25 protein-coding genes and 1 pseudogene are annotated in these 26526 nt (G+C 34.0%); 14 read left to right on the plus strand and 12 right to left on the minus strand.

Annotated elements, in window-relative coordinates:
* Positions 1-274: 274 nt before the first annotated feature.
* From AYC65_RS13100 to AYC65_RS13160, 13 genes and pseudogenes are all read left to right on the plus strand, one after another.
* Complete coding sequence (locus tag AYC65_RS13100) at positions 275-1345, plus strand: hypothetical protein (RefSeq protein WP_034868114.1); 1071 nt, start codon at positions 275-277, stop codon at positions 1343-1345.
* A gap of 11 nt (positions 1346-1356) precedes the next feature.
* Complete coding sequence (locus AYC65_RS13105) at positions 1357-2517, plus strand: calcium-binding protein (RefSeq protein ID WP_034868113.1); 1161 nt, start codon at positions 1357-1359, stop codon at positions 2515-2517.
* Positions 2501-3781, plus strand: coding sequence for a hypothetical protein (locus AYC65_RS21090; RefSeq protein ID WP_234300343.1), 1281 nt, complete (start codon positions 2501-2503; stop codon positions 3779-3781). The genes AYC65_RS13105 and AYC65_RS21090 overlap by 17 nt, the downstream gene beginning before the upstream one ends.
* A gap of 5 nt (positions 3782-3786) precedes the next feature.
* Positions 3787-4911 (plus strand): hypothetical protein, encoded by a 1125-nt coding sequence (locus tag AYC65_RS13115; protein ID WP_052114637.1) that lies wholly within the window; start codon positions 3787-3789, stop codon positions 4909-4911.
* Positions 4912-5254: 343 nt separating this feature from the next.
* Positions 5255-9340: a DUF5977 domain-containing protein gene (locus AYC65_RS13120; protein WP_059333904.1), complete on the plus strand. Its 4086-nt coding sequence runs from the start codon at positions 5255-5257 to the stop codon at positions 9338-9340.
* A gap of 277 nt (positions 9341-9617) precedes the next feature.
* Positions 9618-13082, plus strand: coding sequence for a DUF6443 domain-containing protein (locus AYC65_RS13125; RefSeq protein ID WP_234300345.1), 3465 nt, complete (start codon positions 9618-9620; stop codon positions 13080-13082).
* Positions 13051-13797 carry a hypothetical protein gene (locus AYC65_RS13130; RefSeq protein WP_131828192.1) on the plus strand — a complete coding sequence of 249 codons (747 nt, stop codon included), beginning with the start codon at positions 13051-13053 and terminating at the stop codon, positions 13795-13797. The genes AYC65_RS13125 and AYC65_RS13130 overlap by 32 nt, the downstream gene beginning before the upstream one ends.
* Before the next feature lie 590 nt (positions 13798-14387).
* A pseudogene (locus AYC65_RS21255) lies at positions 14388-14480 on the plus strand (transposase); the annotation flags it as partial.
* A gap of 719 nt (positions 14481-15199) precedes the next feature.
* Positions 15200-15754: an REP-associated tyrosine transposase gene (locus tag AYC65_RS13140; RefSeq protein WP_034868916.1), complete on the plus strand. Its 555-nt coding sequence runs from the start codon at positions 15200-15202 to the stop codon at positions 15752-15754.
* A 238-nt stretch (positions 15755-15992) separates the two neighbouring features.
* Positions 15993-16346, plus strand: a complete 354-nt coding sequence (locus AYC65_RS13145; protein WP_034868914.1) for a hypothetical protein — start codon at positions 15993-15995, stop codon at positions 16344-16346.
* A 296-nt stretch (positions 16347-16642) separates the two neighbouring features.
* Positions 16643-17557, plus strand: coding sequence for a helix-turn-helix transcriptional regulator (locus AYC65_RS13150; protein WP_034868911.1), 915 nt, complete (start codon positions 16643-16645; stop codon positions 17555-17557).
* Between the two features lie 59 nt (positions 17558-17616).
* Complete coding sequence (locus AYC65_RS13155; protein ID WP_034868909.1) at positions 17617-18216, plus strand: hypothetical protein; 600 nt, start codon at positions 17617-17619, stop codon at positions 18214-18216.
* A gap of 39 nt (positions 18217-18255) precedes the next feature.
* On the plus strand, positions 18256-19200 hold the full coding sequence (locus AYC65_RS13160; protein WP_034868906.1) for an NADP-dependent oxidoreductase: 945 nt from the start codon (positions 18256-18258) through the stop codon (positions 19198-19200).
* A 234-nt stretch (positions 19201-19434) separates the two neighbouring features.
* Here the strand turns inward: AYC65_RS13160 and AYC65_RS13165 are convergent, their stop codons facing one another.
* The 8 genes from AYC65_RS13165 to AYC65_RS13195 form a co-directional block, all read right to left on the minus strand.
* Positions 19435-20394 (minus strand): IS30 family transposase, encoded by a 960-nt coding sequence (locus AYC65_RS13165; RefSeq protein ID WP_034868902.1) that lies wholly within the window; start codon positions 20392-20394, stop codon positions 19435-19437.
* Positions 20395-20622: 228 nt separating this feature from the next.
* On the minus strand, positions 20623-21192 hold the full coding sequence (locus AYC65_RS13170; RefSeq protein WP_059333847.1) for a DUF6705 family protein: 570 nt from the start codon (positions 21190-21192) through the stop codon (positions 20623-20625).
* 12 nt (positions 21193-21204) lie between these two features.
* Positions 21205-22620 (minus strand): hypothetical protein, encoded by a 1416-nt coding sequence (locus AYC65_RS13175; RefSeq protein WP_052114652.1) that lies wholly within the window; start codon positions 22618-22620, stop codon positions 21205-21207.
* A gap of 167 nt (positions 22621-22787) precedes the next feature.
* Entirely contained in the window at positions 22788-23018 is a 231-nt protein-coding gene (locus AYC65_RS20885) for a hypothetical protein (RefSeq protein WP_034868896.1), read from the minus strand.
* Positions 22996-23202, minus strand: coding sequence for a hypothetical protein (locus AYC65_RS13180; protein WP_034868893.1), 207 nt, complete (start codon positions 23200-23202; stop codon positions 22996-22998). Before AYC65_RS13180 ends, AYC65_RS20885 begins: the two co-directional genes overlap by 23 nt.
* 1 nt (position 23203) lies before the next feature.
* Positions 23204-23464, minus strand: coding sequence for a hypothetical protein (locus tag AYC65_RS13185; RefSeq protein WP_034868891.1), 261 nt, complete (start codon positions 23462-23464; stop codon positions 23204-23206).
* Positions 23465-23484: 20 nt separating this feature from the next.
* Positions 23485-23829, minus strand: a complete 345-nt coding sequence (locus AYC65_RS13190; RefSeq protein ID WP_034868889.1) for a hypothetical protein — start codon at positions 23827-23829, stop codon at positions 23485-23487.
* Positions 23829-24503: a hypothetical protein gene (locus AYC65_RS13195; protein WP_059333848.1), complete on the minus strand. Its 675-nt coding sequence runs from the start codon at positions 24501-24503 to the stop codon at positions 23829-23831. Before AYC65_RS13195 ends, AYC65_RS13190 begins: the two co-directional genes overlap by 1 nt.
* 31 nt (positions 24504-24534) lie before the next feature.
* On the opposite strand from AYC65_RS13195, the gene AYC65_RS13200 reads away from it, so the two are divergent.
* Positions 24535-24912: a hypothetical protein gene (locus AYC65_RS13200; protein ID WP_034868882.1), complete on the plus strand. Its 378-nt coding sequence runs from the start codon at positions 24535-24537 to the stop codon at positions 24910-24912.
* A 3-nt stretch (positions 24913-24915) separates the two neighbouring features.
* Here AYC65_RS13200 and AYC65_RS13205 read toward each other — a convergent pair whose 3' ends face one another.
* The 4 genes from AYC65_RS13205 to AYC65_RS20785 all read right to left on the minus strand — a co-directional run bounded on the left by AYC65_RS13205 (position 24916) and on the right by AYC65_RS20785 (position 26524).
* The gene (locus AYC65_RS13205) at positions 24916-25617 is read right to left on the minus strand and encodes a glycoside hydrolase family protein (protein ID WP_034868879.1); all 702 of its coding nucleotides are present in this window, start codon (positions 25615-25617) and stop codon (positions 24916-24918) included.
* A 138-nt stretch (positions 25618-25755) separates the two neighbouring features.
* Positions 25756-25899, minus strand: coding sequence for a hypothetical protein (locus AYC65_RS20780; RefSeq protein WP_157877518.1), 144 nt, complete (start codon positions 25897-25899; stop codon positions 25756-25758).
* A gap of 11 nt (positions 25900-25910) precedes the next feature.
* The gene (locus AYC65_RS13210; protein ID WP_034868877.1) at positions 25911-26369 is read right to left on the minus strand and encodes a hypothetical protein; all 459 of its coding nucleotides are present in this window, start codon (positions 26367-26369) and stop codon (positions 25911-25913) included.
* 5 nt (positions 26370-26374) lie between these two features.
* Positions 26375-26524: a hypothetical protein gene (locus AYC65_RS20785; RefSeq protein WP_157877519.1), complete on the minus strand. Its 150-nt coding sequence runs from the start codon at positions 26522-26524 to the stop codon at positions 26375-26377.
* Between the last annotated feature and the right edge of the window lie 2 nt (positions 26525-26526).

The raw sequence follows: 26526 nt of genomic DNA on the forward strand, positions 1-26526 counted from the left end.
ATAACTGGCTAACCTTAGCCCTATGTATTGATAAATCAGACAATTTCCAAAAAACAAAAAAAGCAATAAACTTTTTTTTAATGCGTCAAGTTCTGTCGCCACGAGCCGAGATCTTTGTCCTAATGGTTATCAATTGATGGTTGATGGTTGACAACTGGCAACCAATAACTCATTTCCCTTCTCATTTAAAACCTTATACCTATGAAAATCACAAAACCGCCTTAACAGGCAATTACAAAAATCAATTCATTACTAATCTTAAAAATAAAATATTATGAAAAAACTCAGTATACTACTATTCACAATTCCTGGTTTTTACTTTGCCCAACTAGCAACACCCCAGGGACAAATTCAGACAAGTACAAATCCAGAAACCGGTAATATTGGGATTGGAACTACCACACCCGAGGAAAAATTAGATATCACAAATGGTTTTCTTAAAATTGGTTATGTCAGTATAGGACATTCAGGAGCTAAATCACCAAAAAATGCGGTAAGTTTAGGAAGTGATAATCACGGAACCGTTTTATTAGGATCAAATTTACACTTAAATTATAATCCTTTTTCAAATAGTAATTTACAAACATCCCTAACGCACCCAACATTAGCGGGAGCAGGAATTGTTATACCCGGAAATAGCCAAGAGAATCAGGGAAGTATTATTTTCCATACTAAACCACCGGCTCCTACCACAACAGAAACCGTATTTAATAGCCCTAGTATGATTATTAAAGAAAATGGCAATGTTGGAATCGGCACTACTAACCCTCAAGCAAAATTAGATGTAATGGGTATGATAATGGGTAGTGGTGAACCTGCAAATATTGATCCAGCCATTTATCCCAACATATTAAATACTTTGAAAAACTCCGGAAAATTGGCAATTGCCTGGAATCTTTCCGGAGGAAATGGTGAAACCGACTTTATAGCTAATAGAGGAGGTGGAAGTACCGGAGGTTTTCATTTCTATGATTATACCAATGAAGGGCAAAGAAAAAAATTATTAGTATTAAATAGCAACGGAAATGCTCTAATAGATGGCAAGCTCGAAGCCAAGGAAATTAAGGTTACCACTACTCCAACCGCTGATTTTGTTTTTGAAGATTCCTATAAACTTCCCAATCTGGAAAGTGTAGAAAAACACATTAAAGAAAAGAAACATTTACCCGAAATAGCTTCCGCTGCCGAAATGCAAAAAGAAGGGGTTAATATTGGCGATTTCCAAATCAAACTTTTACAGAAAATCGAAGAACTGACGCTTTATTCTATTGAGCAGAATAAGCTAATCAAAGAGCAGCAAGAAAGGCTTAAAAAGCTTGAAGAAAAACAAAACATCAAACCATAAAAATTAATATTATGAAAAAAATACAAATACTAAGTTTATTATTACCCTCATTATTCTTTGCCCAGCAAGAATTTTCAGAAATAAAGATAAAAAGCTGGTCACCCACGATTTATTTACAAAGAAGTTTTGAAGAAGGAGGCTTTACCCAGGGAATACAAACCCAACTTTTGGATGGAACTAACAACTGGTACTTTGGAAATCTTGGTACCGGAGAATGGCGGGTTTCAAAAGGTAATTGGGAAAATTCTAAATTTTCGATTATTGAAAATGGAAATGTTGGGATTGGGACTACCAATCCTACAGAGAAACTATCCATTAAAGGAAATATATCCGTACAATCTAATCTTACAAACACAAGTCCCAGACCACAAATTGCAGCAGGAACTACTGAAGGTGAAATCAGAGGAATCAGCAATAGTGGAAACGACATGGACGATGGCTTTCTTCGTTTAAGTGCTGGAGGAGGAACTAATGCTATTACTAAATCCTTTATTGATCTATCAGGTTATACAGCAGATACATCTGATAGGCATAAGAATATCACAATGGGTACTAGTGGCATAGAAAGACTGCGAATCGATGCTAATGGAAACATTGGTATTGGCACCACTAACCCTCAATCTAAATTAGACATCAATGGCAATATGACAATAGCTTCCGGAGCCGCTATACAATTAGCAGGCAATCAGCCATATCATGGACTCCAATATTCTAATACAGGCTTTGCCAATACTTTTGTAGATGGCCCGGTGTTATATGGATGGTCAGGGGGCGGGTTAGGAATAAAAAGAGAAAATAAAGACTGGTTAGCCCTAAAATGGAATGCCGAGGGGAATGTTGCGGTCTCCAACAAACTCGAAGCCAAGGAAATTAAGGTAACCACTACTCCAACAGCAGATTTTGTTTTTGAAGATTCGTATCAGCTTCCCAATCTGGAAAGTGTAGAAAAACACATTAAAGAAAAGAAACATTTACCCGAAATAGCTTCCGCGACGGAAATGCAGAAAGACGGGGTTAACATCGGCTATTTTCAGATTAAGCTTTTACAGAAAATTGAAGAACTGACACTTTATCAGATTCAGCTCAATAAAGAGGTTACAAACCTTAAGCAGGAAAATATACAATTAAAAGAAACTGTACAAAAAATTCAAAATCATGAAAAATCTTATTAACCTTTTACTATTGGCTTCAATAGCATTTGTCAGCTTATTGAAAGCTCAAACCGTTCAAACATTTACCTCAGCAGGAACTCAGGATCAATATGTTCCGGTGCTATTCAGTTTCAACAATAAACCTTTTTCTATTTCCCGACCAGTAATACATGACAACCGAGATTGGCTTGCTTACGGAATTGCAACCATCAACGGAATCGGTTATGGTTGGGGATCCGGCAATACCATGGTTAAACTGGAAAACTACACTTATGGAATGAAAAATAGTGATAATACAGGTGGAGTATACAGTTATATTGGAAAAATCATGTGTGAATGGAAAAGTTTGGGAATTATTGTTTACTTAAGAGGAGGTACTACCTATAATACCGATGGAATTGTACAAAAAAATGATGGCACTTATACGGCAACTGCGGGGAGTCAAATAAACCTTTCAGCTGTTCCTATCACTGAACCTAACTTTAATATTCCGCGAGGCATTTATGTCGCCGATTGGGAAATTAATGCTAATACACCCAAAATAAACCTGGATGATGTATATAGTATTAATAATAATATTGGTATTGGAACCTCTACTCCACCTGCAAAACTATCAATCAAAGGTAATGTATCTCTACAATCTCAACTATCCAATACAAGTGCAAGACCAATGCTGTCTCCGGGAATTAATGAAGGAGAGATTAGAGGTATCAGCAAAGACGGGCAATTTTCCGATGATGGCTTTTTACGTTTAAGTGCCGGAGGAGGAACCAATACTTCTACTCAGTCTTTTATAGATTTATCAGGATACTCAGCAAACGTTCCTGACAGGTATATGAACATTACGATGGGAACTAATGGTATTGAGAAATTACGAATAGATGGCAATGGTAATGTCGGCATTGGCACAACCAATCCACAAAATAAACTGGATGTAAACGGAACGGTGCATGCCAAGGAAGTAAAAGTAGATATGGCCGGATGGGCTGACTTTGTATTCGAGAAAGAATATCAACTTCCAACACTGGATGAAGTAGAGCAACATATCCATGAAAAAGGGCATTTGCCTAACATTCCCAATACCAAAGAAGTCACCGAAAATGGTCTATCACTTGGAGAAAATCAGAAATTACTTTTACAGAAAATTGAAGAACTGACACTTTATTCTATTGAACAAAACAAACTGAATAAAGAGCAATCAGAATTACTACATCAACAAATCCAGATTAATAAAACACTGGAACAACGCCTCCAAAATCTTGAAAACAATAACCAAAAAAATTAATAATCATGAAAAATAGCATATACATTCTTTTTCTACTTTTTGCCGTTTCATTGGATGCACAAACATTCCAGCAAAAAGATTTCAGTGTGGGATTTCCACATGAACAACCCAATCAAGCCGTCGATATATTGTTCGGAAATAGCTTTATCAATGGCTGGATCGAAGTTGATATTACAGGAACATTTAGCCATCAGAACAGCGTGGGAATTATCAAAAAATTATTTCAAATTGGTGCCAATCCCTCTAATTCTATTTGGTCTCCTCCAACATCCAGAATTGTAGAAGCTGCCGGCCCAATATTAGACAATATTTATATTGGAGACATTGTATGGGATCCTGCAATCAATCAATACAAATTAACTATTTATCATACCTCACCTAATGCCAATCCTTACAATATCAGGTTAACTCAACACAGTTATGATCAAACTGTTTTGGGGTCTACTACTCTAGGTACAATCTATACCAATCCTTTGAATGGTAATAACAGGCATAGTGTTTATTACAACGATAATGTGGGAATTGGGACAACTACTCCTGAAAATGCAGAGAATTGGGAAAAGGTTTTAGAGGTCAAAGGCAATGAACATTCAAAAATAATCACTTCTTCATCTAAAATTACAACAGGAGTTTGGTCTCACAATTATGGCTTTTATGGCTCCCCAGCAGGTGGAATGGCAGGAACATCTACTAACCATCCTTATAGTTTAGTCACAAATAAAACGCCTAAAATGACGATTGCCACAGATGGTAATGTCGGCATTGGCACAACCAATCCACAAAACAAGTTAGATGTAAACGGGACGGTGCATGCCAAGGAAGTAAAAGTAGATATGGCCGGATGGGCTGACTTTGTATTCGCCAAAGAATATCAGCTTCCAACACTGGATGAGGTAGAGCAGCATATCTATGAAAAAGGGCATTTGCCTAATATTCCCAATACCAAAGAGGTAACGGAAAATGGTATATCACTTGGAGAAAATCAGAAATTACTTTTACAGAAAATTGAAGAACTGACACTTTATTCTATTGAACAAAACAAACTGAATAAAGAGCAATCAGAATTACTGCGTCAGCAGCAACATGAAATTCAGGATTTGCGAAATGAGATCAAAATGATTAAGAAATAAAGTTTTTTGAAAATCTTAGCAGCTACATAGACACCCGAAACGAATCCGATAAAAAACACTTCAAGTTCACTCTCTATAAGATCCTTCAATTTTCAGCAATCTTTTAGCACACCGAAAATCCGGTATGTCTGGGGTTCTCATCCCTAATATTTCTAATCCTTTAAAAATTTTTAAAACAAAAATATAATGCGTCAAGTTCTGTCGCCACGGGCCATGATCTTTGTCCCAGAAAGAAAAACACTAAAAAATAAAATATTATGAAACCACTAAAAAATCTCAAAAGCAGATCGCCTTAGAAAGCTTCTTACTAACTCAATCAATTATTAACCTTAAAATAAATATTATGAAAAAAATATATTATACAATATTATGTTTCATTTCACTCCAAATAACAGCACAAGAAAGTACTAATATTGCAGCTAATAAAATAAATGTAAAATCTCCTCAAACCTATGCTTTTGAGAAATATGGAAATGTACCTGTAAATTTATATACTGGAGCTATAGACTTAAATATTCCTATTTTTAAATCCGAATATATTAATCTCTCTCTCTCTTACGATTCTTCAGGCTTTATACCTTCAAAACGTTCAGCCCCTGTAGGCTTGAATTGGAATTTTTTAGCGGGAGGTAAAATCACTCGGACAGTAAATGGAATTCCAGATGAGTTTAAAGGAACTGGTAGTGACGCCATTGGGCAAGGAGACAATGGTGTTAACAGTATATTCGGCAGACTTACTGATGTTAGCGGGTTTATGACTGGCACAAAATATAAAACATATAATAATTCTTCCGTTTATAATCTTAATGCTGGAAAAACAGGAGTTAACCTTGACTGGGTATTAGGAGAAGGACCAACAAAATATGAAGGAGAGCCAGATCTATTTACATTTAATGTTATGGGGATATCTGGCAAATTCATGGTAGGAAATGATGGAAAGGTCAAAGTTGAGAGTGATGATCCAAATATTGAAGTCGACATTACACAGTTTACTCCCAGATCTCAATCTTGTAATATCACACAAAATGTTTATGATTCCCAAATTTATGAGACTGTTGAATTCCCTACTATTGTTATCAGAGATGGACAAGGAAATAAATATTACTTTGGAGGAAATTATCACGATTATGAAATTTACTTTGGTCTGAATGAGGCACAACTAAATGGTAATGGAATGAATTATAAAGCATATCCAATTGTCAATGCATATAACTTAAATAAAGTAATACTTGCAAATGGATCCATTATACAATACAAATATAAAGCTCCTGAGTTTGAAGAAAAAACTAAGGATATAGGCTGGCGGGACGAAGTATGCCAAATGCACAGATTAACAGGAACCGATCCTATGTTCAGCCGTGTATCTCACTTTCAAAATTTTGATCTACTCAATGATCATAAATGCGCCACTAATTCTTCTTTTTGTAAAACCAACAATAACTATACTGAAGGTGGTAATTATTCCAGTTGGAGTACTGGAATAATAAAGTATTCTTTACTAGAATCTATAAAATATGATGGATTAGAAGTAAATATAAAATACAAAAGATCAGGAAATGTAATCAAATATAATCCCATGGTATCAACACTTGAAACAGATGAATTATTGATTGATAATATAACAACAACCTATAAAGGCAATAAAATAACAGATGCTTATTTCAATTATGAAAACACGGGTGGAGTTGACAGATCATTTTTAAAAGAAATTCAGGAAAAAGTATCTAAACAAAATTATTCTTTTGATTATTACAATACTGCTGCACTACCTACATATTATACAAGGGGTGTTGACCATTGGGGCTATTGGAATGGAAGAGATAATAACTCTACATTGATTCCAGGTAGTAATTATAATTTTGAAACTGGTGACTATACAATCACAGGACAAGAAAGAGATCCTAATCCTAATAATTATAATAATGCCCAACTAAGGAGAGTTATATATCCAACAAAAGGCTATACTATATTTGAATATGAGCCTCATTATTACAGTAAAAGAATAGAAAGAAGTTCACAGAGTAACTTCCTTCCAGGAATAACTAATAATTCAGGAATGGCTGGTGGAGCAAGAATAAAAAGGCAAACTGATTTCTCTAATGATGGAAGTATTATAAAAGAAAAAAATTATAAATACACAACAACTATAGATGGTGACAGCAGCTCTGGAACACTTACTAACTGGCCTAGATATTTTATGTATTTTAAAATTAAAAACAGTAATAATCAAACCTTATCTACTATTTTCAAAAATGTTTCATCTAATTTAAATATTAACAGTTTGGATAGTTATAATGTAGGATATAGCAAAATTTATGAAATTGAAAATGGTAAAGGTTATACGGAATATCAATTTACTTCCTTTTCTGATCAGAGTGACATTAGTGGAGAATCAAATTTATTTCAAACAGCAACGCCTTATTTAGATAAAGAGATGACTACTGTTGGATATTTCCATCCATTAGAATTATATAAAAATTACAATAATTTATTTTTAACAGATCAAAGTGTACTAAGAGGAAAATACAAAAGTATTTCGGTGTATAATCAAGACAATAGTATAATAAAAAAAACTGATTATATATATAATGATAATCGTTATTTCAATTTAAATACAACAAAAGACGAAAATAATTATGTTGCAATAAATCACATGTCTGGATTATTTGTCCAAGGATACAAAAGGTATTTCAACAGAGCAACTCTTAATAAAAAAATTGTTACAGATTACTTGACAAATACCCCTATTGTTACAACATCTAGATTTTATTATAATAGTATTAATAATCTTAATTTAAGCCAAGAAGAACTTGCAACACCAGATGGAGTAAGTAATGTTACTACATACGAATATGCCAGTGATCAAAACAATATTGAAATGAAGGAAGCCAATATGTTGGGGATTCCTATAAAAACGGAAAATAAAAAGAATGGAATAACAATTTCTAAAACTGAAATTAATTATAAAAGAAATAATACGACTTCAAATCTAGTATTGCCTACTTCAGTACAAATTACTGATTTACAGAACCCCAATGATCCTACAAAAGTGAAGACTGATTTAACATATGATTTATATGATAACAAAGGAAAGCTTCTACAATATTCAGAGAAAGGAAAGCCTGTAACTATTATTTGGGGTTATGATCAGACACAACCTATTGCAAAGATCGAAGGAGCTACCTATAATCAGATTTTTGCTTATATATCTGCTATTATTACTGCTTCAGATGCAGATAACACACAGGGAACGGATCAGTCTGAACAGGCTTTAGTCGGAGCATTGGATCTTTTCAGAAACAATTCTGCCTTATCAGATTATCAGATTACAACCTATACTTATAATCCATTTATTGGTGTAACCAGTATTACACCGCCTTCAGGAATACGTGAAGTTTATAAATATGATTCAGCCAACAGATTGGAATCTATAAAAGATATTAATGGCAATATATTAAAAGAATACAAGTATTATTATAATAATGAAAATCCTTCTGTAAATCTATATTACAATATTGAAAAAAATAAAGAATTTATTCGTTCAAACTGTCCTGATGGGGGATCTCCTGGTCACTATAATTATATAGTTCCTGCAGGAAAGTATTCATCAAATATAAGCCAAGCAGATGCAGATCAAAAAGCTGATATTGATATTAACCAAAATGGACAATTAAAGGCTAATATTAATGCATCATGTCTCTTTTACAATACTCAAAAAAGTAAAACTTTTACTAAAAACAATTGTTTAAGCAATGAAACACCTGGTAACTATACTTATATTGTACTAGCAGGTACATATCTATCATTTATAAGTCAAGCAGATGCAGATCAAAAAGCTGATATTGATATTAATCAATATGGACAATTAAAAGCTAATGAAAACTCTTCTTGTTCATCAGTTTATTATAATACTGAGAAAAGTAAAGAATTTCTTCGATCGAATTGTCAAAACAATGAACTACCAAGCTATTACACTTATATTGTTCCTGCTAGAAAATATTCATCAAGTATAAGCCAAGCAGATGCAGATCAGCAAGCAGATATAGATATCAATCAGAATGGACAGTTAAATGCTAACAATAATGCGTTATGCCAAACAGGAGTATGTACTATAAGTCCAAAAGTAAATATGGCTAATAAGGAAGTTTCATATTACAATGGTAATATAAATGTCATTATAGAATTCTATCCTCAACATATCACATCAATTAATTTTAATGATGGGAAATTTAAACTAATTGGAACTATTTCTTCTCTTTGTGCACCAAAATATGACATATATAAAGAGTTTTCAGAAATAGATAATAATAGTAGAAGAAATTGGGAATTAAGAGTAACTCCTTCAGGTGACATCTCAATAAGATTAATAGGTCCTAACATTCCGCCAGGTAGCGGTTCTCGCCTAGAGTTTTCTTTCCCAAAAAATTAATTTTTCAATCCTTAATATATTTTTTTAATACGTCAAGTTTTGGCGTCACCAATCAGGACATTTGCTTCAACAAAAGAAGTTAGAGGTTATCGGAATAGGTTGATGGTTGATGGTTGATGGTTGATGGTTGATAACTGATAACTGATAACCGATAACTGACAACTGATGACCACCAAACCATATAACTTAAATCCTTACAACCTGTTAATCTTACAACTAAATCGCTGAAAAACAAAAACACAAAAAGTAATTATTAATCTTTAAAATCCAAATCGTTATGTTTAAGTTCAAACATTTTTATACCATGGGAATTCTCATGGCAGGGACACTCTCATCCCATGCCCAGATTATTCTCACCAATCCGGTAACAGAACAAAACAAGTCTGTTACCGATCCTTACAGCATCAGGCTCCTGCCAGGATTCAATGCCGCCTCACCTGCCGTCAACAGCTTCAGGGCTTCTCTGGGAGCTTCGTCTAATCCTAACCCTACGCCTAATAATTATGCTCCTAATCCGACAGCTTCAATATCGGTGAATGAGAATTACATCTACTCGCGTACTTACCTGGCACCACGCTCTTCCTCAGATCCTGCTGCCCCTCAGCAGCAGAGTATCTCCTATTTCGACGGACTCGGCAGACCCAAACAGGAGCTTTCTATTAAGTCTACACCCAATGGTCAGGATTTAGTATCCGATATTCCGTATGACAGCTTCGGCCGTCAGGTACAGTCATGGCTTCCGGTTCCAATGAACTCTCTAAACGGAAATATCCAGTCCGGAGTTCAGACCGCTGCTTCTGGTTATTACAAGAAAGCTGACGGATCTGCAGATCCATTGGCTTATGGAGAAAAAACACTTGAAAACTCGCCTCTGGACAGAGTTCTCGCTCAGGCTGCTCCGGGTTCTGACTGGGATGGTAAAAAAGTTCAATATCAATATCAAGCCAATGCTGATGGTGAGGTCTATCGTTATACCACCAGTACTTCCTGGAGTAATAATGCAACAGTTTCTGTTCTGGGTTTAAGTGGTACCTATGGAGCCAATAGTTTGTACAAAAATGTCATTACCGATGAAGATGGAAATTCAACAATAGAATTTAAAAACGGACAGGGACAAACGGTTCTGGTACGTAAAAAAAATGGTTCAGAAAATCTGGATACTTACTATGTGTATAATGAGTACAATCAGCTTGCTTTTGTTATTCCACCTCTCGCTATTGACAAAGGCGTTGATGCTACACTCCTTAATGAACTGGCTTATCAGTACCGTTATGACGGCCAAAACAGACTGGTGGAAAAGAAGCTTCCGGGAAAAGACTGGGAGTATATGGTTTATGATAAGCAGGACAGACTGGTATTAACTCAGGATGGAAAACTCCGCCAGCAGAATAAATGGCTCTTCACCAAGTATGATAAATTCGGAAGAGTGGCTTATACAGGATTACTGGACAGTGAGCCGGGAAGAGATGCTCAACAAAGCAATATGGTTAATTTTGGTATTAATAACGAAGAAAGAAGTGCTTCCGGTTTTGTACAAAACGGGACTACCATTTATTATAGCAGTTCCGCCTACCCTGTTGGTAACTTTACTTTGTTAACCGTTAATTATTATGATGAGTATCCACCGGGAAGTCCGGCAGTGTTTAATGGTGCTTCGGTTCTGGGTTCTAATCCTGTGAACGGAAGAAGTACCAAAGGATTACCTGTAGCTTCTATGGTCAAGAATATTGAGGATAATGGATGGACAAAATCTTATATCTGGTATGATGATAAAGCAAGGCCTGTAGCCACAGAATCTCAGAATCATCTTGGCGGTTATACCAGAACAAGTTCGGTATTAGCTTTCTCCGGAGTACCCACCAGTACTACAACCTATCATAAAAGGGATGCTTCATCCGGGGAAATGGTCATGAAAGAAGATTTTTCTTACGACCATCAGAACCGTCTGGTAAAGCATACCCATCAGGTAAATGGTGGCCCGGTGGAAGTTTTAACAGAGAATATCTACAATGAACTTGGACAATTAGAATCCCAAAATATTGGAAATGGTATTCAGTCGATAAAAAACGAATACAATATTCGTGGTGCTTTAACCAAAATGAATGATCCAAAGAATTTGCTAAATAAGCTTTTCGGATTTGAACTGAAGTATATTAATCCAGCAGGAACTTCTAAAAAATACAATGGCAATATTGCCGAAACTGACTGGGCTACACAAAGTGACGGAACATTAAGACGTTATAGCTATCAATATGATGGAGTAAACCGATTAAAAGAAGGCAGTTATTGGGATAATGCCGGAGCTGTCAGTGGTTCTTATGCGGAGAAGTTGAGTTATGACTTGAACGGAAATATCACCGGATTGCAAAGAACAGGTCAGGGTGCCGGATTAATAGATCAGCTGAATTATACCTACGATCAATCTGGAAACAGTAATAAACTGATTAGAGTGAATGATGCTTCTGGAAATGCAGCAGGTTATCCGGTAGGTGGAAATACAATTGCTTATGACATTAACGGCAATATGGTGAATCATCTGGATAAAGGGATCTCGAATATTGCTTACAATTATCTGAACCTACCAAGCAGTATTACAGCTTCCATAGGGAATACAGATTATATATACCGCGCAGATGGTTCTAAAGTCAGAAAGGTATTTGGAGGTAAAACAACGGATTACTTAGATGGATTCCAGTATGAAAATGGTGTATTACAATTTATACCGACTTCAGAAGGTTATTATGATCTTACCAAAAATAAGTATATTTACAATTATACAGATCACCTTGGAAATGTAAGGTTAAGCTACACCAAAGGTGCTTCTGGAGGAGCAGAGATCATTGAAGAAAACAATTATTACCCGTTTGGATTAAAACATCAGGGATACAACTCGAATTCTTTAGCCAATAATGCTTATCAATACAAATACAATGGCAAGGAATTACAGGAAACTGGAATGTATGACTATGGGGCCAGAATGTATATGCCGGAATTAGGGCGTTGGGGTGTGGTGGATCCTCTGGCGGAGAAAATGACTCGTTATAGTCCATATAATTATGCGTTCAATAATCCTATTAGATTTATTGATCCGGATGGAAATGCTCCTGAACATGTTGATCCAAGTGCAATTTTTGAAAAAAATAAAAATGGTACATATAAAAATCCTAATCTCGTTCAAGCATGGAATCAATTTGCCACCTCAAAAGAGGGCGTTTCATTTTTATCAGACTATGTAAGTGCAGGGCAAACTATTGCTGGCGTGAAGTATGATAAGGCGGGCAAATATGACAAAGCAGGTATTGATTTAAGTTTTGACTCAGGGCAAGCTCTTGATCAGTATAATAAATCTCATTTAATTCCGGCTAGTGGAGTCACAACCTCAATAACAAAAGGTGGAAGAATGAATTTCCAAGTAAGTATTAGTGATGGTGGAGGCAAAATTGATGGACTGATAGAAACTGTAGGACATGAATTATTTATCCATGCAAGATTAGGAACGATGGATTATTTTGATAATAAAAAGTTTGACTTTTCGAAAGGTTATGAATCCTTAATGGTTTCACCAGATTCAAAAAAATATTATCAAAAATATTATATGAATGATAAAAAAATCCCTGACCATGGAGTTGAAAAAGCAACAGGATATTCAAGACAACAAACTACACCGATACTTAAATCTTACTATAAATCAAATAATATAATAAAAACAGATGCACAAATTAAAAGTATATTCAACAACTAGCCTTTTTTTATTAATGTTTTCGTGTATAAAAAAAGAAAATACAGAAAAAAACAAATCAATTTATAAATATGACAGTAAAAACATATCAGAGTATATTATTTTAAAAAATGACTCAATAGGTTATCCTAATTTTGGCATCAATGAATTTAAAATAATTGGAGATTCATTAAAAGTAATTTCGAATAATGAAGTGAAAGTATATTCAAAAATATTATCAAACACTGAAGCTCATAAAAAGTCTACATTTGACAGTTTAGTTATCTCATATAATAATAATTCACAAGAGGGCAACGGAGTACATGACTTCGATATAAAGATTAATAAAAACGGAAATTCAATTTATTATGATGCTAATAAGAAAAAAACATACAAAATTAATTTAGATAATACATTAATTAATTGGATAAATCAAAGTGTTAAAAATGAAGATAAGTCTCCTAACAAAATAAGTTTTTCAAAAAATGAAGCTCCCTTAGTCAGTTATGCAATTATAGTTTATAAAAACAAGAAAAAACACTTTATTTATGGAGAAGATATAAATAGGGATTCAAACATTAAACTATTATTGACAATTGTTTATTATTCCTTATCTCAAAAAGAAAAGACACTAATTAATAAAAAAGAAATTTTTGAATCACTTGAGTTACTAAATAATTATGCAAAAAAATCTAAAAATGGAGTTACCAGAATACCCCCACCTCCAATTAAAAAATGAAACTTTACTATATAGCCAACAATGAAGCGGATTTGTATTCTGCTGTGACAAATGAGTAGAAAAGGTTGCCTCGCTAGCGCGAGCCTCCGGCTCGTGACCAATAAAATACCCGATTCAAAAGCTGATCAACAAGCAATAACTAATGGATATAATTATAATCGAGTAAAATGGAAAAAATAAATACTAGAATATTAGCAATAATATCATTTTCAATTTTTTTAATCAATATTTTAAAATATTATTTTATAAATATTTTACATCTACTATATCCTTATAGTTCAGAAAATCGATTATTTAGTTATTTAATGTTACCCATTATTGTATTAGGATTAATCTTTTCTATAATTGCCATATTTATAGGAATAAAATCTATAAGAAAAAATTTATTAAACATAATTCTATCAATTCCTCTAATTTTATTTTTTATTTATTTTTTCTTCTAAAATCAAATATTACACCTCAAAAATGTGAATTCCCCCTCTATCGCGAGCTTCTAGCTCGTGTCCTAAATGACAAATAACAATAAACAAAGCTAACTTTCATGAAAGTTAGCTTTGCTGTTTAATCTAATTCTTTAATTTTATAATAGGAGCAGAAAATATAAATTTCATGAAAAAGAGGGCGCTTATTTTATAAGTTTTGCAACGGTATTCTGGATTGATGTTTTTACCAGAATAGAATATTTGATATTGTAATGCATAGATTATTGTAGAAAGAATATGGACCCTTGGAGGTGGAAGTATAGTAGTGCTAGAAATTATTGTGATTACTATCAGGAGATATTTGAAATAGATGTAAATTTATAATTAGCACGAGCAAGATGCTCGCACCAGCGAGGGATAAAAGTGACTGTTCAAGGAAAATAAGGAAGGTAATGAAAAATTTCAAATATTATTTTATACCAAGTGCTGTAAGCATAATACTCTTTGTAATTATTATAAAACCAGGCTTTTTTAATATTATTCCGTACTTTATACATCAAAGCATTGGATTACAAGATCTTATTAGTGAGCAAGTCTTTATATATTTATTTGATATCATAATTTGTATACTCGTTTGGATAATAGTTTTTAAGCAATATAAAAACTATTCTAAATAGACATACTAGTTAGCGCATTCTATTGCAGAACCGGCAGCACGGATTACAAATCCGCCACATCGGGGAATATAAAAATTCTACTCAATTAAAATATAATGAAAAAAGTAATCATCGTAATTGCCACAATATCTTTGGGTATATTGTTCTTTTACTTTCTGTGCATCTATGGGTGGTCTGGATTCGGATTCTATAAAACAACACCCAAGGAGTATATTAATAAAACAAATGTAAATAAAGCCCCGATAGCGCGGATTTGTAATCCGTGCTTTTTTCATTATAATTACATGAAATTAAAAACACAAAATGTCAACAAAGTATAAAGCAACGGAAATAACACAAACATACTTTATAACAATGACAACTGTTGGCTGGATAGATATCTTTACAAGGCTTAATCAAAAGTATATTATTATTAATGCTTTAAAATATTGTCAGGAAAACAAAGGCCTTACTATTTTTGCGTATTGTCTAATGCATAGCCATCTACATTTATTATGCAGAGCTGATGCTAATATTTCATTAGCAGAGATAATGAGAGATTTCAAAAAGTACACTTCAAAAAAAATCATTCATACAATTATAGAAGAACCAGAGAGTAGAAGAGAGTGGTTATTGAATTATTTCAAAAAAAACTGTGAACATCTGTCTAGAAAGCAAGGATACAAAGTATGGCAAGATGGTTATCATGCAGAAGAGGTTTTTTCAAATAAATGGATAAAAGAAAAGATTAATTATATACATCAAAATCCTGTAAAAGAAAGAATAGTAACTGAATCTGAGAATTATTATTTTAGTTCAGCCAGAAATTATTCAGATTTAGATAGCGCATTGGATATTGAAATTATCTTTATAGGATAGAATAAAGTCACGGATTACAAATCCGCGACATCGGGTGAATTAATTTTTCAGGTTGATTTCAAAACGCATGGTAAAAATTGGCTATCTGGACATGGACATAATATGTCAATACCTGGAGATGCTAATAGTGGTCACGTGATATTAGAAAACCACATACCCCACACACTTGTTCCGACTGATTACAAAGTAATCCCACCTAATACTAGATATTCACAACCCTTAGCAAAATAGAAATATTATGATAGAGCAAATAAAAAAAAACTATGAATTATTTTCAGATGCTGTTATTCAAGAATTTAATTATTCCAATAAAATTGGTGCAAATTCTTGTGAAATACATATAAATCTATATAATTGGACAACAGATAGTAGAGAAAATATTATTTTAGTATTTAAGAAAATATCTTTGATTAGATTTTATAATAATTCTCAAATAAACAGTACAGTAATTTCTAGTGCTTTAATAAAAAAAGAAAATGGAGTAATTACTTTTGATTTCTTTCCAAAATATTATAATGATTTACATATTGAAGAAAATGAAAATTCAAAATTTATAATAAAATGTAAAGAAGTGGAACTTATAAAAAGTTAAAGTTACAAAAATACTTATCAAGCTGCCTTTTCAGGCAGCTTGTTTTATTAAACATAGTATATTTATACGAACGAGATACTCCTATAGCTTTCCTGAAAGAAAAATAATCAAAATACGATCAATTTCCCGAATTAAAATCAGCGTCTTTTTTCCAAAAAAGTTATCCACAAAATATAGAACGACATATCTTGTCGCTCTACTATTTTATCTTTGGTTCATAAAATTAATGACTCCGAAACCTGCTTGATTTCAGTGATCATGGAGGTTGAGAGTGACCATAAAACAAACATAACCCCATGAAAAAAGATTTCTATCTTACCCGCTATGCTCTTATTATTAAGAGATTAGAAAGCTCTCCTGCAACTTATGCACAACTGGAAGAGTATCTGTTGGGCTCCTTCGAATTTCAGGATGCCAAGATCACCGGTTACTCTATCCGGACCCTGCAAAGGGATATTAAAGAAATCGCCAGCCTTTTCAACCTTAATATCCACAACAAAAAGAAAGGCGACAACCGTTATTACATCGAGAGTCGACCGGTAATGGAAATCGACGAGTACAACCAAAAGCTTCTGGAATCTTTTCAGATCAGCAATGCCCTGAACCTGCATCCGGATTTCTCTTCTTTTGTATTCTTCGAAACCCGCAAACCTACCGGACTTGAGCATTTCTACGATCTGTTTTTTGCCATTCGTAATAAAAGAGTGGTCACATTCGAGCATTTCAGCTATCAGACCCGACTGATGACTTCCCGCAAAGTACAGCCTTTAGCCTTGAAAGAATCTAAAAACAGATGGTACCTGATTGCCGTAGATACAAAAGATAAAGCCTTGAAATCTTTTGGACTGGACAGAATCAATTATCTGGAAGTAAGCAATGGAAAGTTTCGTGAAAAGTACAATCTGAATTTTAAAGAACATTTTCAGAATGCTTTTGGTGTGATGAATCTTGCAGAACAAAAACCGGAACGCATTGTACTGAAATGTTCCCGCCACCAGGGTGAATACATCCGCAGTTTTCCGCTGCATACTTCACAAAAGAGTTTCAGAGAAACACCACAACATATCTGGTTCGAGTTTTTCCTGCATCCTACTTACGATTTTATGCAGGAGGTTTTATCTTTTGGCCAGGAAGCCGTAATTCTGGAGCCAGCATGCCTCTCAGAGCAGGTTACAGCACATCTGAAAAATGCTTTAAAAAATTATGAATAAAATACCCGTTTGATGATAATAATTCAATATTTTTGTAAAACACCACTCACACAATTAGTATGAAATTATTTAAACTCTTTGCTCCGGCACTGATCGCCATACTCTTCAGCATGTCTGTAAAAGGACAGCAAAAAGCGACAGACTTCCTGAGCATTCCCGGGCCTGTACAGTTCGACAATGCCTCATGGCGCCTCAACTGGTCTTCACATCCGAATGCCAATTACTACAAACAGGAATACCTGACTCCCGGAGAACAGACAGACAAATACAAAAGAATGCTGATGATAGATTATATCGCCGGCAGTTACGCTGTAAAAGACATCGCTGGTATAAAACTGAATGAACTGAAAAAGCTAAAGGAAACCAATCCTATCGTTCAGTTCCAGATGTATGAAAACAATGGCGAGATTATTTTAGACTTTTTACTAAGCGCTAATGATAACAAAGGCAGTGTTGCCATTATCGAGCGCAATATCTACCGTTACCGCAGTATTACAGATAGCTCTGGTAATCCAGGTGTTGTATTGTTCGGGCTTAGTGAAAGAGGATATGCTCCGGATATTGAAAAATTTCTGACAGATCTTAAATCCAACATTCAGACAAGCCTGAATGCCGTTGCAGCATTCAATATTCCTCAGGTAAACCTGAAAAGCAAATAATTTACAGTTTATATCAATCATTACAAATTTAACTTGCGAATGAAAGCTGTTGTATTAAATGCTTTTGGAGATATCGATCAACTGGAAATCAAAGATATTCCCGTCCCTTCTATCGGAGAGGATGAAGTACTAATCAAGACTAAAGCCATCAGCATCAATCCTGTGGATTATAAAATCCGAAAAGGCATAGGCTGGGCTCCTGAGTTACTGGCTTATGATCCCATTATTTTAGGCTGGGATGTATCCGGAGTCGTAGAAGCTGTTGGTGCAAAGGTTGAACAATTTCAAATTGGAGATGAGGTTTTTGGAATGGTTAATTTTACCGGACATGGTAAGGCCTATGCAGAATATGTTGCCGCTCCGGCATCACACCTTGCTAAAAAGCCACAAAATATATCCCATGAAGAGGCAGCAGCCAGTACCCTTGCTGCACTAACTGCATGGCAAGCTTTTAACAGTTATGGTAAGCTTCGCCCAAATGACAAAACATTGATTCATGCTGCTTCCGGAGGTGTTGGCCACTTTGCCGTACAAATAGCCAAGCATCTGGGCGCTTATGTTATCGGAACCTCATCGGCTAAAAATAAAGATTTTGTACTAGGATTAGGAGCAGATGAGCATATAGACTACAAATCGGTGAAATTTGAGAAGGTTTTACATAATCTGGATTTTGTACTGGACGCTATTAGCGGTGAAAATTTTGCGAAATCTATACAGGTATTGAAACCGTTTGGAACTATTATTGGACTTCCTTCAGGATACAAAGCGGAGGATGAAAAGGCAGCACATGCCAAACATCTTCATGCCAGCTTTTATATGAAAGTATATTCCAGCGGAGAAGATATGCAGCAGATTGCCAGCTTACTGGAAAAGGGAATTATAAAGCCACATATTTATAAAACTTATGCGTTGGACGAAATAAAGAAAGCCCATCAGCAGATAGAAAGCGGAACAACAGTCGGGAAGATTGTGATTCGTATTTAAGAATTAGTCTAATTTACTTTACTGAAATACTTTTTGTTCTCTATGTCCGTTTAACAGTGAAAAAGATAACAAACTGATTTCAAGCTTTATGAACAGTATAAAATTAGAGATTGAAAAGAAAAAAAGTAAAAAAATAGATTATTTAGCATTATAATGATTTTTTTCACACATAAAATATTAGTTAAGATCATTATTTTTTTATAAATGGCAGATTCAAGTTTGAAGTGCAATTTTTCAGTGGTCAAATATAGATAAAAAAACTTCACTTGGCGTTTTATATCCTAGCTTTTTTCGAGGTCGATTATTTAGGGCTGTTTGGTAGCTTATTAGGTCTTTGTACTCTATAGTTTTTATGCAAGTTTTCTTGGGTATATATTGACGGTAAAGTTTATTTGTATACTCATTTAATCCCCTTTGCCAACTACTATACGGATCACAGAAAAAATAATCTGCTTCAAGCTTACTGCTTATAGTTTGATGTTCCGCAAACTCCAGTCCATTATCACTGGTAATGGTATACACATTTGTCCTATATGGACTAAGCATATTGATAACCGCTTTCTTAACCGTAGTAGCTTTTTTATTGTCGATCTTATGAATAAGAGAAAAACCACTTTTACGCTCAACAGCAGTAACGGCAAAACTCTTATGTCCTTTTCCTGAAATCAAATCTATTTCCCAGTCTCCGTATCTTTCTCTTAAGTCGACAATTTGAGGTCTTTCAGAAAGCATGCGTTTATTAGCAATAAATCTATTCTGTCTTTTGCGGGTTCTACTTTTTCTCTGTCTTATCTGCGTTCTTAGATTCGTCCACAAGTCTCCACCGTTTAACTTATCATTATAAACGTATTGATAGATTCTTTCATGGCTTACCATAGGAATAGAATTCGCACGGCAGAAACCTGTTATTTGTTCAGGAGACCAACGCTTTTTTATCTTTCTCTCTACAAAGGCTTTTACCTCCTCAGTAAATTTTGTGTATCGCTTTTTAGAGTTCTTACGGTCTTCTGTAAAGGATTGAGCCAAGTTATAATTATAACGTCCTTTAGAGGTTTTATTACGCTTTAATTCCCTACATACAGTAGAAGGATGTACGCCCAATTCTTTGGCAATGTAACTTTGAGATTTGTTTTTCTTAATAAGGAAGGATATAAGAATCCTTTGTTGCATAGTCAGTTGATTATACTTTTTCATGAGGTGTTTTATTAACACTTTTTAACAATTCAAAAAGGACGCCGAATATAGATAAAAAATCAGCCCATAATTAAATAAATTGGTAGGATATAATCCAGTATTAACAAAACTTAAGATCAAAATACGATCAGGACAGGATTTTAACAAAAAAAATACCTATTCAAAAAAAATAAGTATTAAAGAAAAACCCCGAGCTTAGTCGGGGTATTGTATTTAATTATTTTAAAATTATTGCTTAGTAAGTTTTAAAGTCTTTTCTGTCAAAATAAGAGGGCTATAGTCTTTGCATTTTTCTTTTACAGTTATATCTCCACTACCTAAAAATAATAAACTCATTTCCTTTAGATTATTAGGATCTTTAAAATAGATATACACTGTTCCATACTCTCCACAATTGCTATCTTTTCCTGCATAATTAATCTTATAAATTTTTAAGTCTTTTTGAAAATTAAGACCCGATAATCCCGTATCATTATCAGGTTTATCTAAAGTACTATAAAGTATGTTTCCTGCCAAATCCTTAACTATGAACCTCCCAATTAACACATCTCTTTTTGGGGTGTAATTTTCCTGAGTTTTCTTTACAAATTTGAATTCATATTTCTTATCATTATATTCTCCTTTCCACGTTCCCTCAAACTTATTTAGTGAACGATCAGAATCTTTTAAATAACTTACATTTTTTAAAGATTTATCTTCCGAAGCTGCAACCTCTTTTAATCCTACTGTTTGGGAATAGCATGAAATTGAAGAAAATAAAAGTGTTGTTATAATAAAATTTTTCATTGTATTTTTCATTAAAGTTATAAATTAATTAGGACAATTAGATGTGGTTACGGATGATTTATCGGAATTCAAAGATATTTTAGTATTACTACCATCATCGTTTAATTTAAATAGCTCTATACCTTTCACATTCATTTTAGTGTCTATAAACTGAAGAAATTTTTGTTCTAAACTTAAGTCAGGACTTTTCGTCATAAAATCTATATATGATGAAGTATATCCCTGATATTGCTCTGCGGTAAAAGATTTTAGCTGGTACTCATTCCCAGAAAACCTCAGTGTGTATGTTCCAGTACTGGTAACCATAGTTCCAGATACGTCTGAAAAATCAATACCTCTTGTCTTTGCATTACGAAGCATATCCATCATATATATAACATCAGCAGGTGAGAACATTTTGACACCCTCTCTAGTTATTTCTGTTCCATCATCACTTGTGTAAGTATAGTTATCTACATGAGTATGTAGGTAGCTTTTTACATTATAACGTTCCGCATCAGGTAATCTTAAACTATTTGCAGTTTCAGTAGCATTAGCATTCTCTTGGTATGTATATTCACCTGTTGTTCCATGCTGTGTATACCCAGTTTCTTTCTTTAATCCTGTCTTTCCTTTTAAATCAGTAACACCATCTTTAAAGCCTTTATCCTCTCTTTGAGTTTTCATACCGCTACAAGGATCTTTTTGCTGGTTACTATTATCAGTTCCATTAGTTCCGCCTCCATGTGTACCGGGACCACCTTCCATAGTAGTACCTGGCCCAGGCCCAGGGTTTTTAGTTGGGTCAGTCCAACCTGCATCATGCCACCATGAAGGTAAATCATAATAAGTAAGAGGTTTGTATACTGTAATTACAACTTCTTCAATATCTGTAGCCTTTTTGGCAATTGGATTCAAAGATGCGCTTTTTGATGCAGTAGCAAGAGTAGCTAACTTTCCTGTATTTCTATCGTAATAAGATTGAAATGCATTTTTAATAGAAGCAACTTCCTGCGAAGAATTATTTAAATAATAGAATTTGACGAAGTCTCTTTCTTCATTTACAATTCCTCCCCAAGCTCCAATTACTTTACCATTTTTATCTGTAACAGGAAACAATACACCTTTTGCTCCTTCTCCAAAAGTGGTTGAACTTACATCCAATCTTATTTTTCCTATTTCCTTTTCAAGTCTTTCACGGTAATCAGAATGCTTTTCCAAGAAATTAGAGATTACTTCAGAAAAAGGAGCGGCATAGCTTACATACTTTTCAGAAGATGCATCGTTTTTACTACTAGCTTTAGGTTGAATATTATTAGCTTTCTCAAACCTTTCAAAAGCTACAATTTTTTCATTTACCTGTTGAGTTTGTTCAGTTGCAACACTATCGGTACGACAGGAATAGAAAATAGATAGTGTTAGAATTCCCCATAATGCGGGATAAAATAAATGTTTTTTCATTTAATAATATTTTAATGATTCAATGTTTAAACTTAGACATTTTATTTTAAATAACAATTTAACATAATAAATTAATAAAAAATACCCACATCTGTTATAGAGTGGGTAAGATACAACCAAGTATTAATCGAAAAAGTAGGGTAAGATCTTAAAACAATTCTGTCTGTTTAAAATCTGGGAAAAGGAGGTATAAACGAACCACGGGAAAACGTTCCTACAAATTGTCCTGATCTTCGGTTATAAGCTTCGAAATGTGTCCAATTTCTGTATTTATAGGATTCAGAAAGCCAAATACTAGTTTTATAACAATTTCCAACAAAAGGCATTTCTACAATGATAAAACCACCATTAAACACCCGTAGGGAGTAATCATTTTTATTTTTCCAAATCTGGTTCATTAATAACCTGCTTTTCTCTCTTTTGTTTCCTTATAAACTTTTGCCGTAGTAAATCTACAACGAATAGACCTAATTGTAAAAACACAGGAGTTAATACTCCCCAGTTTACAGACAAAGCAACACTTCCGGCAGTGGATAAAGGAAACTTTGTTAAAATAGCATCTGCACTCTCAAATAGCTTCATATTAATACCTTACTAAACTAGAGATTAATAATTTTCTGAATTCGTCTTCTGATAATGGATTAGCCAAAGGATCAGTAGTGAATGGACTTTGAGATGTGTAAGCCTGTGCAATTGGAGCAACAGGAGTTGTAGGAAGTTTAATCCCAGTTCCTGCATTAGGTTGCAAACCTGTATTAATAGAAACCTTTGTATTAAAGAGTTTGTAAGCCAACAGGGCAACACCCCCGTAAATAGCTATTTGTTTGAAATCAATATTTTTCATGTTTATTTTTTTATTTAAAATTACCAGTCTGAAATTATAGGACCTGTAACAATTACAGAATTACCCGTCTTTGGATCAGTCTGAATATAAGGAGGAGGAACGACAACAGGCGGAGGCGTTACCGGAGCTGTCGTTGGTGGAACTTGTGGTTTTGGTGCTACCGGAGGGGTAACCGTTATTCCGTCTGTGACTTTTGGACCAGTGTCCACTCCGGGTTTTACTGTTAGATCACTGGGTAAACTTATACCACCTTTTGAAGCATCGGGTTTTGGTTTTCCATCCGGAATAATATCCTTAACGCTTTTTCCGCTTAACAGGTTTATAGCTACTATGGCTATACCTGTATAAATTAAAACTTTCTTCATTATCCCAGATTTTTATATTTACCACTGAAATGAATGTAAAGCTGTCCATTTGTAACACCTATAGTACCTTTTACAATCTCATTATCCTGCATCATTCTGGAAACTACATTTATTAAATCACTGGCTTTTCCGACAGTAGGCACAATATTTACCGCTAAGCATAAATTAAAGCCATTGTAGAAAGCTTCATTTATGTTACTGGCTGGCTTTTGATAGCCTTTTGTAATTTTAACAGGAGAACCCCAAGCCTCGCGTATACGATCCAGTTGAAGAAGCAAAACACTAAAATTGGAACGATAAGGAGCAGGAATAACACCAACACCGAAATATTCACGATCAGTAAAATATTTCGCATTATACGTAAACCTATTATCAACATCCTGATTAATTATTTCAGGATTCCCCGCAACCACAGTCGTTTTTTTTTTAGTTCCGACAGGCGTACCGCTTGCGTCAGGTTCAGTAAGAGTACCATCAGAACTTCCCCCGACAGTAGGATTTGTAGTTACATTTCCTTTTAATAATCCTTTCCACCATTCCAGAGAAAAGACATTTTTAAAGAAATTATCTAAATTCCATTTTGATTTTGCGAATATGTAGACAATAAAGCCCACAATAACAATTATTAACATTGTTTCCCAATTTAAACTATTGGTATTATTTTTGTTTTTCATTTTTTAACGATTATTAACATTTATTTTTTATATGAAAACATTTTTACTTTTATCTGTTTTGGCTTCTACTCTTGCTTTTGGACAATCAAAGAAAATATATACAAAACAGCAACTTATCAATCTTAACAAAATATCATATTTCCCGAGTGTTGAAGGGGCAGGTACAGATTTTGATTTCTATGTTTGTATGCAGAAAAACTATAAATTAAACCCTAAAAAGTATCCTGAATTTATGAGCAAACAAGAATTTGATAAGACATTCCCTAATACAGACGATTTTAAGAAAACTGAAACTTACGAAAGAAACTCACTAAGTTTCCGAGCATACGGACTACTCAATTATGAACGCAGATCAGCAATACAACAAACATATCCAAAATGTATTAAAAAATCAGATATAGATTGGTAAGAATCATAAAGACACTTTAGAATAAGGTGTCTTTATTTCTTTATAGGTATTTGAAAATTCCCAATTTCCTAAACCTGAAATATAGTAAGAAACACCTAATGACCTTCTTGACCAGTTTAGACCATAAGTACTGAAATTTGCAAAATTTTGGATGTAGTATAAATAATTATTTTGCAATAATCTAGACAAGTATACTAAATCATCATTTCTATCGGCTCTTCTTAGCATCGTAATATATTGATTCCTAAAACCTGCTGCCCTATGCATAGAACGAGATCCATAAGCTATTTGTAAAAGCATATCATAAAAACGTTGATTCAATTTAACACCAATAGAACGAATAATTGCGTCTATCTCCAATTTAGGAGAATCTTTAGAAGTATTAAAATATGCTCGCATTTGCTTTAATGCCATATCAAAAGTAATAGTATCTCCTTTCTGGACACGTCTAACAACTTTACCTGTATTTAAATCAAACCAAGAAGTCTGCCCAAAGCCTATAGTATAAGTTGCTTCGCCAGAAAGATAATAAGCTGTAGAACGAAAACCTTCATATGATTTAATAAATGAGAACATTTCATCATTATACTCATAATTGAAATTTTCAAATGAAAAACTGCTACTATCAATAAATAGATTCCCTTTTTTCGTTATCATGGTAGCCCCGAGGGCGGTTAAGCCCAAAGCCAAAATTTTATCTATCATTTTCAAAACTTTTCATATTAAGATTATCAGAATCAGGTAGCCAGTTCCATTCAAACAATAAGAAATAAACCGCATAACCTGCGTAGGGCAGAAGAATAAGAATAAGCCACCCGAAACTCAATAACCAATTAAACATCCCTATTTTTTTATAGGCTGATTCGGTGCATTTTCTTCAAGCCATTTCGTAGCACCATTAACCACCGTAATAACGAGGTTAGCGAAGAAGCTTAATTTTTCTCCATGTTTGACAAACTTTGCCAATAGATCAACAACTTTTTGCATAATTTCTATTTTTATCTGCGTGAGAATTTTCCGAAATACCCTCTTACATTTCTTCCTGATCCGGTACGACCTGAACCGTTTGGAGAAATCACTAAACCAAGTTCACTAATAGTGATCGTTTGTTTCTTCACGTTCATTAAACTCCAATAGGTTTGAGTAGTTCCGAATCCCTGATGAACGATAGTAACAACATAACGTAGATACTCGTTACCCTTTTTATCAGAATGCAGTACACCATCTACAGGCATAGCACTAGCCGTCATTAAACCATTACGGGTTTTTCTCCATGCATTAACCGCCTGATGCCCTTCATTTTTCCCTTTCTTGATTCTGGAATACACAGCACCGCTTTTTTTGATTCCTGAACCATTACCGGTACTACGTCCGTACCCTGAATTGTACGGTGCAAAAGTTCTTTTTTGTGGGTATTGCTTCCAATTACCCGCCACTTTATAATTATTGTAACTCATGATAATTAGAATTTAATTTGACGTTGAACCCTCTTTGGTAACAAAAAATAAGTGGCTACCAATACTACAGCACCAGCGAATAAATGCCCGTACTTAATTTTAAAATCCTTTCCGGTATAAATGCTTTTATCCAGAAACGCTACGAAATCTTTCATGT

Source organism: Elizabethkingia bruuniana (assembly GCF_002024805.1).
GTDB lineage: Bacteria > Bacteroidota > Bacteroidia > Flavobacteriales > Weeksellaceae > Elizabethkingia > Elizabethkingia bruuniana.

Bases quoted from the DNA above. Each gene is read 5' to 3' on its own strand.
- AYC65_RS13100 (WP_034868114.1), top strand. From the start codon at position 275: ATGAAAAAACTCAGTATACTACTATTCACAATTCCTGGTTTTTACTTT.
- AYC65_RS13105 (WP_034868113.1), top strand. From the start codon at position 1,357: ATGAAAAAAATACAAATACTAAGTTTATTATTACCCTCATTATTCTTT.
- AYC65_RS21090 (WP_234300343.1), top strand. From the start codon at position 2,501: ATGAAAAATCTTATTAACCTTTTACTATTGGCTTCAATAGCATTTGTC.
- AYC65_RS13115 (WP_052114637.1), top strand. From the start codon at position 3,787: ATGAAAAATAGCATATACATTCTTTTTCTACTTTTTGCCGTTTCATTG.
- AYC65_RS13120 (WP_059333904.1), top strand. From the start codon at position 5,255: ATGAAAAAAATATATTATACAATATTATGTTTCATTTCACTCCAAATA.
- AYC65_RS13125 (WP_234300345.1), top strand. From the start codon at position 9,618: ATGTTTAAGTTCAAACATTTTTATACCATGGGAATTCTCATGGCAGGG.
- AYC65_RS13130 (WP_131828192.1), top strand. From the start codon at position 13,051: ATGCACAAATTAAAAGTATATTCAACAACTAGCCTTTTTTTATTAATG.
- AYC65_RS13140 (WP_034868916.1), top strand. From the start codon at position 15,200: ATGTCAACAAAGTATAAAGCAACGGAAATAACACAAACATACTTTATA.
- AYC65_RS13145 (WP_034868914.1), top strand. From the start codon at position 15,993: ATGATAGAGCAAATAAAAAAAAACTATGAATTATTTTCAGATGCTGTT.
- AYC65_RS13150 (WP_034868911.1), top strand. From the start codon at position 16,643: ATGAAAAAAGATTTCTATCTTACCCGCTATGCTCTTATTATTAAGAGA.
- AYC65_RS13155 (WP_034868909.1), top strand. From the start codon at position 17,617: ATGAAATTATTTAAACTCTTTGCTCCGGCACTGATCGCCATACTCTTC.
- AYC65_RS13160 (WP_034868906.1), top strand. From the start codon at position 18,256: ATGAAAGCTGTTGTATTAAATGCTTTTGGAGATATCGATCAACTGGAA.
- AYC65_RS13165 (WP_034868902.1), bottom strand. From the start codon at position 20,394: ATGAAAAAGTATAATCAACTGACTATGCAACAAAGGATTCTTATATCC.
- AYC65_RS13170 (WP_059333847.1), bottom strand. From the start codon at position 21,192: ATGAAAAATACAATGAAAAATTTTATTATAACAACACTTTTATTTTCT.
- AYC65_RS13175 (WP_052114652.1), bottom strand. From the start codon at position 22,620: ATGAAAAAACATTTATTTTATCCCGCATTATGGGGAATTCTAACACTA.
- AYC65_RS20885 (WP_034868896.1), bottom strand. From the start codon at position 23,018: ATGAACCAGATTTGGAAAAATAAAAATGATTACTCCCTACGGGTGTTT.
- AYC65_RS13180 (WP_034868893.1), bottom strand. From the start codon at position 23,202: ATGAAGCTATTTGAGAGTGCAGATGCTATTTTAACAAAGTTTCCTTTA.
- AYC65_RS13185 (WP_034868891.1), bottom strand. From the start codon at position 23,464: ATGAAAAATATTGATTTCAAACAAATAGCTATTTACGGGGGTGTTGCC.
- AYC65_RS13190 (WP_034868889.1), bottom strand. From the start codon at position 23,829: ATGAAGAAAGTTTTAATTTATACAGGTATAGCCATAGTAGCTATAAAC.
- AYC65_RS13195 (WP_059333848.1), bottom strand. From the start codon at position 24,503: ATGAAAAACAAAAATAATACCAATAGTTTAAATTGGGAAACAATGTTA.
- AYC65_RS13200 (WP_034868882.1), top strand. From the start codon at position 24,535: ATGAAAACATTTTTACTTTTATCTGTTTTGGCTTCTACTCTTGCTTTT.
- AYC65_RS13205 (WP_034868879.1), bottom strand. From the start codon at position 25,617: ATGATAGATAAAATTTTGGCTTTGGGCTTAACCGCCCTCGGGGCTACC.
- AYC65_RS20780 (WP_157877518.1), bottom strand. From the start codon at position 25,899: ATGCAAAAAGTTGTTGATCTATTGGCAAAGTTTGTCAAACATGGAGAA.
- AYC65_RS13210 (WP_034868877.1), bottom strand. From the start codon at position 26,369: ATGAGTTACAATAATTATAAAGTGGCGGGTAATTGGAAGCAATACCCA.
- AYC65_RS20785 (WP_157877519.1), bottom strand. From the start codon at position 26,524: ATGAAAGATTTCGTAGCGTTTCTGGATAAAAGCATTTATACCGGAAAG.